This window comes from Bacillus sp. BB51/4, assembly GCF_008368845.1.
In the GTDB taxonomy this organism is placed as follows: Bacteria; Bacillota; Bacilli; order Bacillales; family Bacillaceae_G; genus Bacillus_A; species Bacillus_A wiedmannii.
Window position 1 is genome coordinate 48,772 of sequence record NZ_QOSC01000027.1, and the last position, 14,062, is coordinate 62,833.

The following is a 14,062-nucleotide window of genomic DNA, read 5'->3' on the forward strand; positions in this document are numbered from 1 at the left end:
GATAACTACACAGAGTACGCTATCGCTACTGCCATAGTTCCAAAAGAAACATCGCTATGCTATGATCTAATGACTGGTGTGAACGAACTAAGATTGGCTATAGTTCCATAAGGAATATTGTTATGATATGGTCTTTGCAGTGGACTTGTTGGTTAGCTATAAGCTATAGTTCCAAAAGAAAAATCGCTATGCTATGATGGATGCTTTAAAAACTTTATTATTATATCCTTAGATAAGGATTGCACTTATAAAAAAGAGAATTTCTCGTTAGTTTAATTATTAAGTTCTCTTGTTTTTTGAAATAGTAATTTATATTTTTGTTTAAGGAATTAGTTGCTTTTGAGTGCAGAAAAAAACACTTTATATTATAAAAATAAAAAAAGAGTATCGTGGCATAGCGCTATATTATTCTTTTTTCGAATCTATTTTTAGCCTTTTCGATTTAAACATTCCTTTTGTTTTTTTATTGCCCTTCGTATTTCTTAACAACTTTGTGAAAATGAGTTTTTTCATATTACCCATCATCATGGCTTGTACCGCTGTAATATTACAAGCTTTTCATAAAAGCTAAATAAAATCCTTCTAAAATCTCCTTTGTCTTACATTGTTTTTATTCGTTCTTCTTTTGCAAGCCAGGACAATATTTTTAGTACTAAATCAATAATTGAATTACCGAGATTATCTCTATATCTCGTTGTATGTAACAACGGCATATCCAACATGACAATTAATAGAACGGTTTAGGAATAAGCCTCTTATATTGTGATATGATGAAAGGAAATATAAGTAAGGATAGAGGGGACGATATGACAGAAGAGCAATTACTAGAGCTTGCAGAGGAAATTTACCAACAGTCATTCGAGGCAAATAACTTTTATGAAATAATGATGCAAATAGAAAGAGAGAAAGTGGAATATATCGATGAAATGAGAGCTTCTTCCGCTTTTTATCATTACATTTATAATTCATTAGTAGTTTCAACGTTTACAATTGTTTCTAAATTGTATGAAAAGAATAAACACAGAGATGCGATTAGCGTTAAAAAGCTTCTTGATCGATGTATGGAGTATAAAAATTTTTCAACTGAATTGACGGTAGATGGACCAATACCAGAAACTTTTTTCAAATCAAGAAAAGAGGAATATGAAAAATTTGAAAAAGATAACAGCTTAGACTGGTTGTATGCTCAAAGAGATAAAATATATAGTCATAATACTAGGCAGGCTATGAGAAATATGGACAAATTGATTGAAGAAAATCCGTTAAGAAGAGAGCAGATAAAACAATTTATTATTTTCTCACTTCAACTAAGTCAAGGTGTCATTGTTTATTTGACAGGCACATTAAAAGCTTCAGCCCCATCCAATATTTCTGATTTGAAAAATACATTGATGTTAGTTCGTATAGGGAATGAATATAAAGAGATTTATAATAGTGAAAAGTTAAGTGAATAAATTGATGAAAAAGAAAATAAACGAAAAGAGGCATATAAAAAATAGTCCTCTTTTTTTATATGCCTAATTCTAATCTTTGGAGAGATATTTTAATTTATTTTTACATTATCTTCTGTTCAGTGAAGATAAAGTTGTCTAAAAAGATGTTATGGAATTTAGATTTTCATACCATCTTTTGCTCCTTCTCTGTATAATAAAAAAAGAATATTTCGAGTTAATTAATAAGTAGTTTGCTATTTAATTTATATTAGAGTTATTTTATTGAAAGTAAATATAAGTCTAATCAGAATAAGGTACCTATTGAAGGAGCTGTATAAATGAAACAACGTGAATTAGAACTCTACGCAACGATGATTGAGACATTGAGATACGATTCAGAAAACTACAAAAATGCAGATGAATTATTAAGTATTTTAAGTTATTCGGAGATAGAATTATCAAGCTCAGGGGTTTTTGCTAATAAAACTGGATATGTTAGGGAAGATGTAAATATTCGTGTGAAAATCCCATTACTATCAAAGGCACGTAATCTACAGCAAAGTTTTGGATCTTTGATTGTTGACTGTTATTCAGAAGGTAATAAATATGAGTTAGATGATATAAATATTAAACCTAAACAAATATCAAGTCTAGATGACTTAGAAATTCAATCTAACCAGGCAACTTTCTCAAAAATTCGTGAGGAAATTATTCAAAGTATACGAATGGCTAAACATTCAATTTGGATAAGTATTGCATGGTTTACAGATAATGAATTGTACCAAGAGTTGTATAAACAACAAACTAAAGGAGTTCATATCCGTATTCTTATTTCCAATGAAGAATCAAACAAGAGTATGATTCCTAAATTAAAGGAAAAATTTGAAACAATTGTTGTAAATAAGTTTGGACCTAAAGGTTATAATCGATTACATTCTAAGTACTGTATTATTGATAATTCTATTGTTTTACACGGTTCATTTAATTGGACACCTACAGCTAGTCAGAATGAAGAACATTTGACAGTTTCAGTAGATAGACAGTTGGCTGAACAGTATACGGAAAATTTCAAAGATATATTTTGTGATAATATTTGATAATTTTAAATGCTTAACGGGTGCGATTATTCATAATTAGTTCTCCAAAGATTAAACAACTTCATTATCTTAGCACACTAGTTAATTAACATTAAACGCAAGTAATTAATAGATAAAAAGGCTTCATAATGATGTGGAGTCTTTTTTGTATAATTAGTACATTTACACATAACGAAGAAGAAAGTAAAATGGGAGATTTCGAGTTTTTAGTATAGGTCTATGCTAACGGAGCTGCAATTTCACTTGCAGTAGAAAAAACAGTTTATCTTATTTTATCATCAAAGTACCTTAAAGGTACTTAAATATATTTTAGAGATTTAGGATAGTATTATGTCTGGTCTCTTTTACATCTTACTTTGAAAAAAATAAGATGTAAAAGAGCCTCGTGAATTAAAGGCGAGTTTTATATATGGATATTTCTAAATGTTACAAAATAATGGAGGGGAAAACTTGAATATATATATTCATTGCGAGCAGTGCATTAAAATTAATCATCTGAATCCAAGTAACGATCAAGATTTTCAGTTTTATAAAGTTCCTGTAAACGAAGAAGGAGTTTATAATTTCATTTGTTATAGGGGACATGAGACAACAGCAATAAGTCCTTATGAGAAGTATCAAATATTATTTCAAATGGGGGCGAATGCTCTTTTGGAAGGATATTATTTCGAGTCGGTGGGATGTTTTATAGCATCAGTGGAGAGATTTAGAGAATGGACAATTAAATTTATTTGGTACTTAAATGGAATAAATGAAAAGAAATCTGACGACCTATGGAAAAAACATTTTAAAAATTCTTCAGAACGACAGTTAGGAGCTTTTTCTGCAATGTTTATTGATCATTTCAAGGAGCCTCCACAAATTTTCGATGATAAACAAAACAAATTTAGAAACAATGTTTTACACAAGGGAATAATTCCTACTAAAGATGAAACGTATAAATTTGGGGAATATGTTTTTGGATATCTACGCTCAATTCAAAAGACTATATATTTAAAATACAAAGAGGAATCATTTGAATTTAGTTCTAAATTTATGAAGAGATTTAATGATTTTGAAATGCCACAAATAATGAGTGGAGAAGCAATGATACAAAATGCAAGTGAGATGATATTATTAATCTATTATTCAGTAGCTAGAGATACGTGTTTTGAAGATGAACTTGAACTTCTTAATAAATATAGAAAAATGTACCATTTTAGAGAAATGGAATTATTTTAAACCGTAGTAGATGTGAATTATATAAGTAGAACAAAAGCAACATAGCGCTATGTTGCTTTCCTTTGTTTAACGACATGCTTGTTATAGCGCTATGTTACTTTTGATTCGGCTTAATTTCTATCATTTGGATTTGAAAAATGTCACTATCTGTTATGCCTAATACTTGCATTTCTTCCTTTAATGAACGCCACGATTCAATTTTTATTGATTTAGTAGTCTTGTCTCGCAAGGTATATTCGTGTATAAAATATGATTCCTTGTTTTTCTTCATCTTAACAACTCCAACTTACCTCAAAAACCTGTAGGTATATAAAATTTATATATCAAGTGTAGTTTTTTAACCCTTGTTCTGGTTAGTGTCTGCGTAGTACGTATCGTATCTTTTTAAGGATACGTGAGTTTTAAATCCTACTTGCTTTACAATATGTTCGGCTGTACATTGCTGCTGGATCATCTTTAAAATAAAGGTATTTCGAAAATGTTGTGCAGAAATCCCTTTCCTCAAATTTGCCCGCCTTACTTCTAAACGAATCATTTTTTGAACGGAGATTTCCGTTAGAAATTTTGGTGCATCATTGTCATAACTCCAAAGGTAAGTACCGAGCCTAAAATGAAAAGCGACAAAGAGTGGATCATCGCTGTGATATCTAGGGCGTACTGGTTCGGGAATAGTTTTATAGTAATGATATAAGTGTAATTTATCCTCTTCTTTCAACTTGATTGTACGATTGATTTTTGTATCTTCAGGGATAGATAATGTATTGTTCTCAAAATGCACATGCTTCATTCGTAAAGCGACAAGCTCATGTAGAGATAATCCGTAGTCTAGAAGCAAGATTATAATAGAAAGATTTCGCTCTAAAATCATAGGACGGGTTGTTCGTTGTTTTTCTGTTAGTCCTTCTAACGATGCAGACACTTGCTTTAGACGTTCCTCTTCCTGTAGAGAAATAAAATCTTCAGTACGTAATGCTCGATTAGGTGGAGATATGTGAATGACACTTTCGATGGGGCTAGGTAAATCTAAATATTCGTACAGCCTATTAAGAACGATATAAATACGATGGACCGTCTTGTCAGAGTATTGACGTTCTTCTATTAAGTAAGTAAAGAATGCTTCATAATCTTTTTTACATAGAGATTCCCAGCTAATTTCTTCAGAGAATCGTTCGGATTGATGCAGCCATTGAATGTAGCTCTCGATATCGTAAATATATCGCTTGATCGTAGAGGGTTTTCTTCCTTTACTTAATAAATAAGAGGAGAAGCCTTGTATTGTGTCTTGGATTTCTTGCATGAGTACAGTCTCCTCTACTTTTAATGTTATTTAAAATCCTTATTTCGAGTGAATTTCAACTTAGTTTTTTCTATTATAAACGTTATCTACCTTATTTTTCGCTCTCATACCTCTTAACGAGTCGATAAAATGTGGTCGATGGGATGCTGGTTTTTTTCATGGCACTTCTAGCTGTAATTTTCCCCTCTTTCCATTCTTTATAAGCATCCTTAAATTCTTGTGTAATTTCCGTCTGCGGTCTACCTAAATGTTTTCCTTGAGCTTGTGCTAAAGCGATCCCTTCAGCTTGTCGTTGTTTGATATCTAGACGTTCTTTTTCTGCAAAAGCTGATAAGATTGTTGCAGTTGCTTTTCGTACAGCGCTTTGAATAATATCATTTGTGGCGTTTCCGTTATAAGTTACGTTGATAAATGGTTCTTTTAGAAATTCTAAATTTATTCTATTTTCCTCGTAATATCTAAACTCCTCTAAAATATCATTCATGCTTCTTCCAAGCCTTGTTAATGAATCGAAGACAATTGTGTCACCGGTGCGAACCATATGTTTCATTATTTGATATTTTTCTCTATCCATATTACTTCCTGTTTTTTTATCAATAAAAATATCCCGTTCGTCAATTCCAATGTTTTTCATGTTGACAATTTGGCGTTCCTCATTTTGATCTTTACTTGAAACACGAACATATCCAAACTTCTTTCTAGTCATAATAATTACAACCTTCCTAAAAAACAATCTTTTTCAAATCTATTTGTCTACGATTATATCAAAAACGAACCAAAAGGTATATGTTAGTTATGGAATGTTCCAAAAATGTAAATATGACGTTTTGGAATGCTGTTTTTATTTGGTTTCATACAATTCCAAAAGGTGTACCTTTTGGGACGTGGTGTAGAGAATTTACTAAAAGATTATTTGATTAATATAGATGTATCTCTGCAATATATATTCTTTAACTGTTATAAAATAAAAAATGAATTATCAAAGATTCAATAAATTTTTATAATATTATTTACAAATGCGTCATCGCATGTTATCATTTAAACAAATACATGCGATGACGCATTTTTTAGGAGTGGTTAGATGGATCTAGATAAAGTAATTGGAGTTGAAGAGGCAGCGGTTCTATGGGGATTATCACCTGGATATATAAAAAACCTTTGTGCAAAGAGTGAAGTAGTATCGAAAAAAATTGGGAAAACATGGGTTATAGATGCTACACAAAACCATCCAGCTTTATGTTTATACATCAAGAATATTCAAGGAGCTCCATTTGTAAAGGAAGTATGTATAAGCGGAAAATCAAAAAATGTTGCTATTCAGTACGTTGATTCTTTTGATGAATATGTCACATTAAATAAAAATCCAGGTAATGACGCTAAAACATATGAAGAATACTTCGGAACGGGTGACAGGATTAATAAAATACTTACTCAAGAAAGCGCCCGTCTATTACGTCAATTTTCATTTTTGGAAAATGTCTTAATTAATATTCCATTTAAGGGGATAGTTTATGAAATCGAATTGAACCGAGATAAACTGAACAACTATTTGGGATACAAAATAGAAGATTTAAGTATACAAGATAGAACGTGGCATCAAGATTTTTTAGAAAAACATGCATATCCCAAAGAAGGTAGAGCTAGATTAATAAATGAATTTGTAACAATTAAATAATTTTTAAATTATTTAATTGTTACAAGGTGTACCTTAGAGGGTTTTTCAGTCAGTGGGAAGATATAATGAATGATTTGAATCCTCAAACTAGTAAGGTTAATGAGAAAGAGTTCAAAAAACATGTTGAAGACGGTACAATAACAAATTTCCTCAATTAAGATATTTAGTTTCTTTTAAAAATCTATTGTAGGTTCTTTACAATGAAAAACAAAAAGAACTTGTAGGAATCCCTACAAGTTCTTTTTTAGATAATGTAAAAAGTTGAAACAAACTATCTCATAATTTGAATCGGAGCAAACACTATAACCACGGGTTGATTATAGTATACACCAAATATTAACATGTGATCTTTATATATTTGAAAATTATGTGAATTTAGAAAAGGAGAACAAACAACCGCTTTGACTCCATAAAAACTCCAATTATACATTTCATAATAAATTGTGAAGATTATAAGTATAGGTAAATAGAGAAGAATATGGGATTCTTACAGATAGACCTATCTTTATATTCGTGATTAATTAATTGTAGTAATATAAATTTCTTGTTATCACTAAATATAATTCTTAAAAACATGTAAAGCACTGACATTCTGACCATGTATTTTTGAAAGGGTTTGGAATTGTATATTTTTCACAAAAAACAAGATATAATTATTATTGAAGAGCAATTTGTAAGTCCCATTGAAATATGTGGTAAATTTACATGGGATATGAAATGCATATTCGAAAAGAGATAATGCACTTAAAAAAGTGTTCTTATCTCTTTTTTACTTATATAATGAAGAAATCAATTGTTTAAAACATTTTGGCCATGAATCAATGTATTGAGGTACGGGATCCAATTTTCCATTTTGTTAAATTTCATGTTTATTATATAAATCATTGTTTTGAGCACAAAAAAAAAGGCTGTAGCAAACATATAAAATACTTTTGCTACAGTCCCCATTCATCTTTCAATTAGTTTTTATATAACTTTATTTCTGAAGCTGAAGCAAATCCACTGTGTCCTGATACAACTTCAAGCTTTACATACTGAGCATTTACTTTACTGAAACTTGCATTCTTTGTAAGATTATTATCTTCCCACGTTCCAGTTGCAACCTTTGTAAAGTTAATTCCATCCAAACTTGTGTATATATTACAACTAGTTATGTTACCGTTATAACCACCATCTTGTCTTGGAACATAAGCTAATTGCGATATACTAGTAACTTCCTTAAGCTTTATCGTAATGTATGGAGCTTTATCACTTCCATCCCATAACGTATGCCACATGGTTGTCGAGTTTCCATCAACTGCATTTGCAGCAGCATCACCCTTTGTATTTTGTTGACTTGAGAAACCTGCAACCGATAAACTTGTATGCGGTATTAATCCTACTACAGCAGTATCAGTAAACTTTAAGTTAACAGCTTCACTTGCTGGATTTGAACCAACAGCAAACTTTCTGACTGTTAAAGTAACATTTCCCGTTAAATCCGGTAAATTAGGAGCAGTTGGATTATATTTTGTCCAGTTCGAACCTTGATCGATGCTGAATTCCATCGTACCGTCTATACCAAAAACTAAATTCGCATCATCATTTGAAGAAACATTAACTTTACCAGCTTTTTCAATAGGAATTAATATAGGCTGCTTTGTTCCAATCACTCTTGTTAAAATACCATTCGTTGAATTGATTGCTGAGATTTCTTCATTACTTAGAAGCATATCATTGCTTGTAGCAGCTTTATACGTTTCTCCACCATCGATACTGTATTCCGTATCAGTTTTAATCCCCATTAATTTCCCTGCATTTTCTCCATCAAAGCTAAAAGTAGCAAGGTACAACCCTAAACTTGGCATTTGGGCTTTTATATTATTAGCTACTTGTTTTTGATTGACATCCGTTATTGTGGAGAATGCATTTAATATATTTAAAGTATATTGCTGAATCTTAGCTCTATCCCCTGTATTAAGAACATGGCTTCTAATTTGAGTAAGAAGATCCATCATAGGTCTTGGCTCATTAGCAAAAGCAGTAACTATACCGTTATTTAATTCTTGCCACTCAGCATCTGTTACATTTGGATTTTGTAACATGAAAGAAACGTAATCTTTCCATACTAAAGCATTAATTGGTAGCATTTTAGTAGCTGTTTTATAAATTGCACTTTTCTTAGCTGGTGAAGATATCGCTTTCGCTAACCAGCGTAATCGCTCTGATTGATCTAGTTTTACTGAATCACGTGCAGCATCTTCAAATAGTAACATGTACGGTACTTGATTTTTCGGGCTATTATCTGACCAAGGAATAACAGTGACATCATGACGATTTGATTCACCCCATCCGGATATATCATTTCCTAAATGCCAAGAAGAGGGGTTGTCATTCCATATGAGTGCGCAATGTCCAGGTTGTCCAACAGGCATAGCTGCCACACCAAAGGCTTGACTTACTTGCGTACCAAACTTCGAAATATTACCGCATACCCCGCCAAATCTGTAAATGGAGGAAAGATTCCAACCTAAACCGTAGAATGCATCATTTCCAGCGTGAATGCTAACTCCATCTTTGTTATGTTCTGCATATTTAATTAAATATGCACTTTTCCCTATCTTATCTTGGCTTTTAAGATCTGGATGTTCCGTATTAATCATATTTCTTGCCCAAGTTAAATCTTCTTCAGGTGACCAAGTATTCACTACTAATCTTAAATGCCAAACATCATATGTTCTAAAGCAAGGAAGTAACTCATTATTTTGATCTGCTGATTTATAATGTTGATACCTCGTTAACGGATTAATAGGTTTATTGTTTGTCCAATATTTTATAGGTTCAGCATGAGCTAACGATGTAGCTATAGCTACTTTTAAATACAATCCTTGGTGAGAATCTGCATCCGCATTCCATATTGTATTCCATATCTCAAGTGCATTTACAGGATTGTTTCCTGTGGGGCTGCCACCTTCAAGGTATGTATTCATCACATCTGTATTTTTCATAGTCCAGCTAAGAAATTTCTGATGGTCAGCATCTTTTTTTGCGAATGTATTCATTGCTGCAGCACCTGTTTGTGAGATCAATTGCCACTGAGCCAAAGCTGCTGAAAATGCTGGGTCTGCAAGCTTATTTTGTAAACCCGCTCCAGTGATATTTCCAATCTTTACATTCAGATACGCACTGAGATAACTCAAATGACCCTCAAAATTACCATTTGCAATTGCCTGATCTGTCTTTTGGTTCAATGTTTCTAGATTGAATATTTCTAGATTTGATGACACCGTTTCAGCTTGAACTGTCAAGCTATTTGTTAAAGTAGGTGTAAATAATGTAGTTGCCAAAATAGCAGATGTCGCAAGTACTTTCATCGGTTTTTGAAACATATAATGCTTCCTTTTCTGCATATAAATCATCCTTTCCTTTTCAAATTGTTCCATTTAAGTAAACAAATAATTGTAACAAGGGAAACCCCCTCATTTTTTGAGGGGGCTCCATCACTTCGCTTTGCTTTGCTTATCCACTTACTCTTTACATATAGCACTGTATATTTATAAATTATTACATTTAAATTTTTCTTGCTACTGTTATCTTATTATTTTTTACAACCCAAGGATCTGAAACAACTGAACCATCTGCTCTCTTTAACGTATATTTTGTTGCCAGTTGATATTCTGTAAATCCTGTTGTTTTACCAGGTTCACTTGCAACAGTACTTGTAATTGTTTCTTCCGTTGCTTCCGTATTAGTTGTACTAATTTCTGTTTGTATTGTTCTTGAAATTTCTGATTTAATTGATGCAGATGCGTCTCCAAATTTCAATCCAAAATCTGCTCCAATCTTCATAGAAAGCGTATCAGTCATCTTTTGCTGATCTACAGAAGTCATACCTGTTTTGAATGTATAATTACGAGTCAAACCAGCTGGAATAACCGCTGAAAATGTTTTATCCCAATATTCTTCTTTTACCAACGTATAATATGGTGAATTGTGTATTTTTGTATAATCATCCGCTTGATTATCCTTTACCATAATACAAGGTATTAAAGATGCCCCGACAACAACAGAATTTGAAGTTTGAGGTAATTGTTGATCAATAGATCCACCTTGAGTATACTCTGGAGCATTTGGTCTAGATCCTGTAGCTGGTAAAGTTGGTAATGAAATTGTACCGTAAGAATTATTAATGTTAAATACCCTATTTGAATCAGAAGGATTTGCTTCATCCAAATCTACATACTCTACATGCTGAGCTAGTGACCCCGACCATGAATAAGATGCAACTTTCCCATTCCCTTGGTTCACAATTTCATAATTATTACTTCCTTTGTCTCGTAAATACCATTGTTCATTAGGAGAACCAGTCCAACTCTTTTGTTGTAAATTACCATCACCCGGAAGCCCACCATTACCAAACCAACCACCAACACCAAATGTTACAGGTTTTCCACTATTTTTATTTACAATTGCATAATTTTGTCCATCAAGTTTAAAAAATACAAATTGTTCATTGTCACCACGGTTTCCATTCCATAAAAGAATCGCTCTATCATTATCAGGAGAATTTCCAGCTACATTCCAAACTAAGTTGGTATTAGCTTTCAAATTTATAGAATAATATTGATTATTCGCTGGTGCTGCCTCACTTACAGGAGCCCAAATAGATAGACTCATTGCTCCTACACCTAACCCTGCCATGACTTTTTTTGATATTGATTTCATAATATTGCCCCCTAGTTTTGTCGGTAAAATCCCTACAAGATTACAAAAGATGAAATTATACTGTACATTGCTTATACTTTTATTGCGAAATAAAATCACTTTTGCTATGTAGAAATTTAAAACCAATTTTGTACGAATATGATACTTTTGTGATTCGAGAGACCTTTTTAAAATGACCGAATGTTAAGAAAGTTTAAATCAACATAATGTTACTTGCAACTTTACTAAACTCCTATTTAGTGAAATTTGCTCCTTTCTTATTGGTCATACCAGTTATGTTATTTATTAAAACATTAAATTTCCGATGCGTATATAGTAAGATTTTGTCGTAAATAGTAGAATTTTATCTTATGTATTCGATAATTTTATTGTTACATACTTAATATGATTGAGAGGATATTATACTAATAAAATTAATGATGGATTCTATTGTAGTAACTATAATGATTACAACTTAATATATCCAATGAAAAAATAACCATATTAATTTAAAGGAGGCTAGTTTTTATTTTAGAAAAATACTTATAGAATAATTTAATTGTATTACTTATACTTTATCACCTTTATTTGGGTATGCATAATTGCATAAAATGTAGATATATCAAGTAATATATGTTATATTACTAAGTTTTATGGAATAATTCCCGATATTACTATTAATAAATACTTAATTTATCACGCTCTTTGATTTACTATATTATTCAAAAACATCTTTATATAGTCATAAAAACCCTCTCAAATACAATTCATCCCAGCCACCTCAATACTTAGCATGAAGATAATAAAATGGATTCTTATCGATACGTTATAACAAGAAGTTTTAAAACATGAAAAGGCTGCAAGGCTTTCTTGAAAAAGCGCTTTGCAGCCTTCTGGTTTCTTGTTTTGCTTAGAAAAAAATGGTTTGTGTTTCCTTTCAAATTAACACCATGATATATATCCATTGCTCTTTACTTTTATATATGTTTCATGGAATCTTCAAGAGTCATTGGTTTGAGGTGAAATCAGATTCATTTGTCCAATTCAGAACCATACTGATGAACGCTACGCATAATAGTTGTATAAGAAATGGATAAACCCCGTTTCTCCATCATTTTCACCAAATTACGTACCCTTTCTAGAGTAATAGAAACAATATGCCCAAGTTTTAGAGATTACTTACACGTATATTAAAGTTTTTGTACAAGAAACAGATACCAAGCTTATATTACAGTATATTTTTCGCGATACTGTCTAGGAGTCATGTTTGTAATTTTTTTAAAAACCCTTATAAAATAACTTTGGTCATGAAAGTTAAGCGTAGTGCAAATATCTAATACTGGATATGTAGTTAGTGTTAATAATTTTTTTGCCTCTTCTATTCGTTCCCTTTGAATATATTCACTTAAAGGAATTCTCACTTCTTTTTTAAATAATTTAGATAAATAAGTAGGGGTAATCGCCAAATGATCAGCGAGTTTATTGAGAGATATTTCATTGTAAACATTTTTTCTAATATGATTCAGGCATGCAGTAATCGTTTTTGAATACTTTTGAGCATTGTATTCTTTCACACGATTTGCAAAAGTAAGTAAAGCGTCTCCTATCAATCGCTTTACAGAGTCTACGTTATCTAGTTGTTCCATGGTTTGTATATACAAAAGACTAAGAGAAAAAGCATTATCTGATGGAAGGTTACCATCTATCGCATATCGAGTAGCTAGAGTAATCGTAATAATTCCAAGAACCTTTTGGTTTCTGAGTGAATCTGCTGCTAAAACAATCCCATCACTTTCTTTTGGAATTGCATACATATATTGTAATAACTTTTCTTCATTTCCTTCTTTGATTGCTAAAAAATAATTATGTACTAATGCCATGTTGTGAATTTCAGGATTATTTTGTCGGCATTTTAAAATATATAAATCAGATTTCACAATTTTATAGGGAACTTCCTCTAGCAATTTATTTTTTTCTAAAACGATACCTACATCTAACTTTTCATTGAAAATCATGTAATGTAATAAGATTCCGATATCAATTAAAGTAGTTTTTTTAATCTCAGGTAGGCACTGATAATAGGCTAGTCTTTCTTGAATTTTATTATTTGAGTTAAATTCTTTCCGAATTTTAAAGGTTATATCACCTGAGCCCTTTGGATGTATAGTGGGACCGATTATAATAGTCCCTTTTATATAATCATGATTTGCTATATGAATTAGGACGAAATTTTCAAGATAACTGTTACATCTGAAAAGTGGGAAGTTATTGGGATCATTTTCTTGATAAATGTCACTAAGATGTTCTTCTCTAGAAGAATAAAATGGATTACAAACATCATCAGAAATAGAATGATATAAGATTTTTTTGTCTGTAGATAAAATATGAACAGGTACATTAAAGGCTTTATGTGCGAGATCACACAAGTGTTGTATGTCGATGGAATTATTCATTACCTTCTCCTTTTAATTAGATTAAATGATAAATTTTCACATTGTTCCATTATAGATTCATAAATTATTTGACGTCGGGTATAACTCACGACAAAATATTACTATAAAATATCGAAATAGTACAATTCACGACAAAATATCACTTTATAATACCAAAATAGTACAATTCACGACAAAATATCACTATATTTTTTGTGAGAATC

Annotated in this window: 10 protein-coding genes and 2 pseudogenes; 4 read left to right on the forward strand and 8 right to left on the reverse strand. The window is 31.4% G+C overall.

All coding sequences use genetic code 11. The features are described from left to right. Positions 1 to 608 precede the first annotated feature (608 nt). Positions 609 to 728 (reverse strand): annotated as a pseudogene (locus tag DN392_RS31330) (recombinase family protein); the annotation flags it as partial. 78 nt (positions 729 to 806) lie between these two features. Between DN392_RS31330 and DN392_RS28005 the strand changes: the two are divergent. The 3 genes from DN392_RS28005 (at position 807) to DN392_RS28015 (ending at position 3,751) form a co-directional block, all read left to right on the forward strand. Beyond that, positions 807 to 1,454 (forward strand): AbiU2 domain-containing protein, encoded by a 648-nt coding sequence (locus DN392_RS28005; RefSeq protein ID WP_149238203.1) that lies wholly within the window; start codon positions 807 to 809, stop codon positions 1,452 to 1,454. Positions 1,455 to 1,771: 317 nt separating this feature from the next. Next, a complete protein-coding gene (locus DN392_RS28010) occupies positions 1,772 to 2,530 on the forward strand; it encodes a phospholipase D-like domain-containing protein (RefSeq protein WP_149238204.1) in 759 nt (252 codons plus the stop codon). A gap of 450 nt (positions 2,531 to 2,980) precedes the next feature. Continuing rightward, entirely contained in the window at positions 2,981 to 3,751 is a 771-nt protein-coding gene (locus DN392_RS28015) for a hypothetical protein (protein WP_149238205.1), read from the forward strand. Between the two features lie 94 nt (positions 3,752 to 3,845). Here DN392_RS28015 and DN392_RS30575 read toward each other — a convergent pair whose 3' ends face one another. The 3 genes from DN392_RS30575 to DN392_RS28025 form a co-directional block, all read right to left on the reverse strand. After that, complete coding sequence (locus DN392_RS30575) at positions 3,846 to 4,022, reverse strand: hypothetical protein (protein WP_176520895.1); 177 nt, start codon at positions 4,020 to 4,022, stop codon at positions 3,846 to 3,848. 66 nt (positions 4,023 to 4,088) lie between these two features. Next, positions 4,089 to 5,048, reverse strand: coding sequence for a tyrosine-type recombinase/integrase (locus DN392_RS28020; protein ID WP_149238206.1), 960 nt, complete (start codon positions 5,046 to 5,048; stop codon positions 4,089 to 4,091). 91 nt (positions 5,049 to 5,139) lie between these two features. After that, positions 5,140 to 5,754 carry a recombinase family protein gene (locus DN392_RS28025; RefSeq protein WP_149238207.1) on the reverse strand — a complete coding sequence of 205 codons (615 nt, stop codon included), beginning with the start codon at positions 5,752 to 5,754 and terminating at the stop codon, positions 5,140 to 5,142. A gap of 375 nt (positions 5,755 to 6,129) precedes the next feature. Here DN392_RS28025 and DN392_RS28030 point away from each other — a divergent pair, with 375 nt between their 5' ends. Then, a complete protein-coding gene (locus DN392_RS28030; RefSeq protein ID WP_149238208.1) occupies positions 6,130 to 6,723 on the forward strand; it encodes a helix-turn-helix domain-containing protein in 594 nt (197 codons plus the stop codon). Between the two features lie 959 nt (positions 6,724 to 7,682). Here DN392_RS28030 and DN392_RS28035 read toward each other — a convergent pair. The 4 genes and pseudogenes from DN392_RS28035 to DN392_RS28050 form a co-directional block, all read right to left on the reverse strand. Then, on the reverse strand, positions 7,683 to 10,145 hold the full coding sequence (locus tag DN392_RS28035) for a discoidin domain-containing protein (RefSeq protein WP_255448101.1): 2,463 nt from the start codon (positions 10,143 to 10,145) through the stop codon (positions 7,683 to 7,685). A gap of 127 nt (positions 10,146 to 10,272) precedes the next feature. Continuing rightward, a complete protein-coding gene (locus tag DN392_RS28040) occupies positions 10,273 to 11,427 on the reverse strand; it encodes an RICIN domain-containing protein (protein WP_002166959.1) in 1,155 nt (384 codons plus the stop codon). 781 nt (positions 11,428 to 12,208) lie between these two features. Beyond that, positions 12,209 to 12,536: pseudogene (locus DN392_RS28045) on the reverse strand (DDE-type integrase/transposase/recombinase); the annotation flags it as partial. A 93-nt stretch (positions 12,537 to 12,629) separates the two neighbouring features. Next, positions 12,630 to 13,859 (reverse strand): helix-turn-helix domain-containing protein, encoded by a 1,230-nt coding sequence (locus tag DN392_RS28050; RefSeq protein ID WP_149238209.1) that lies wholly within the window; start codon positions 13,857 to 13,859, stop codon positions 12,630 to 12,632. Positions 13,860 to 14,062 lie beyond the last annotated feature (203 nt).

Bases quoted from the DNA above. Each gene is read 5' to 3' on its own strand.
- DN392_RS28050 (WP_149238209.1), bottom strand. From the start codon at position 13,859: ATGAATAATTCCATCGACATACAACACTTGTGTGATCTCGCACATAAA.
- DN392_RS28005 (WP_149238203.1), top strand. From the start codon at position 807: ATGACAGAAGAGCAATTACTAGAGCTTGCAGAGGAAATTTACCAACAG.
- DN392_RS30575 (WP_176520895.1), bottom strand. From the start codon at position 4,022: ATGAAGAAAAACAAGGAATCATATTTTATACACGAATATACCTTGCGA.
- DN392_RS28010 (WP_149238204.1), top strand. From the start codon at position 1,772: ATGAAACAACGTGAATTAGAACTCTACGCAACGATGATTGAGACATTG.
- DN392_RS28025 (WP_149238207.1), bottom strand. From the start codon at position 5,754: ATGACTAGAAAGAAGTTTGGATATGTTCGTGTTTCAAGTAAAGATCAA.
- DN392_RS28020 (WP_149238206.1), bottom strand. From the start codon at position 5,048: ATGCAAGAAATCCAAGACACAATACAAGGCTTCTCCTCTTATTTATTA.
- DN392_RS28030 (WP_149238208.1), top strand. From the start codon at position 6,130: ATGGATCTAGATAAAGTAATTGGAGTTGAAGAGGCAGCGGTTCTATGG.
- DN392_RS28040 (WP_002166959.1), bottom strand. From the start codon at position 11,427: ATGAAATCAATATCAAAAAAAGTCATGGCAGGGTTAGGTGTAGGAGCA.
- DN392_RS28035 (WP_255448101.1), bottom strand. From the start codon at position 10,145: ATGGAACAATTTGAAAAGGAAAGGATGATTTATATGCAGAAAAGGAAG.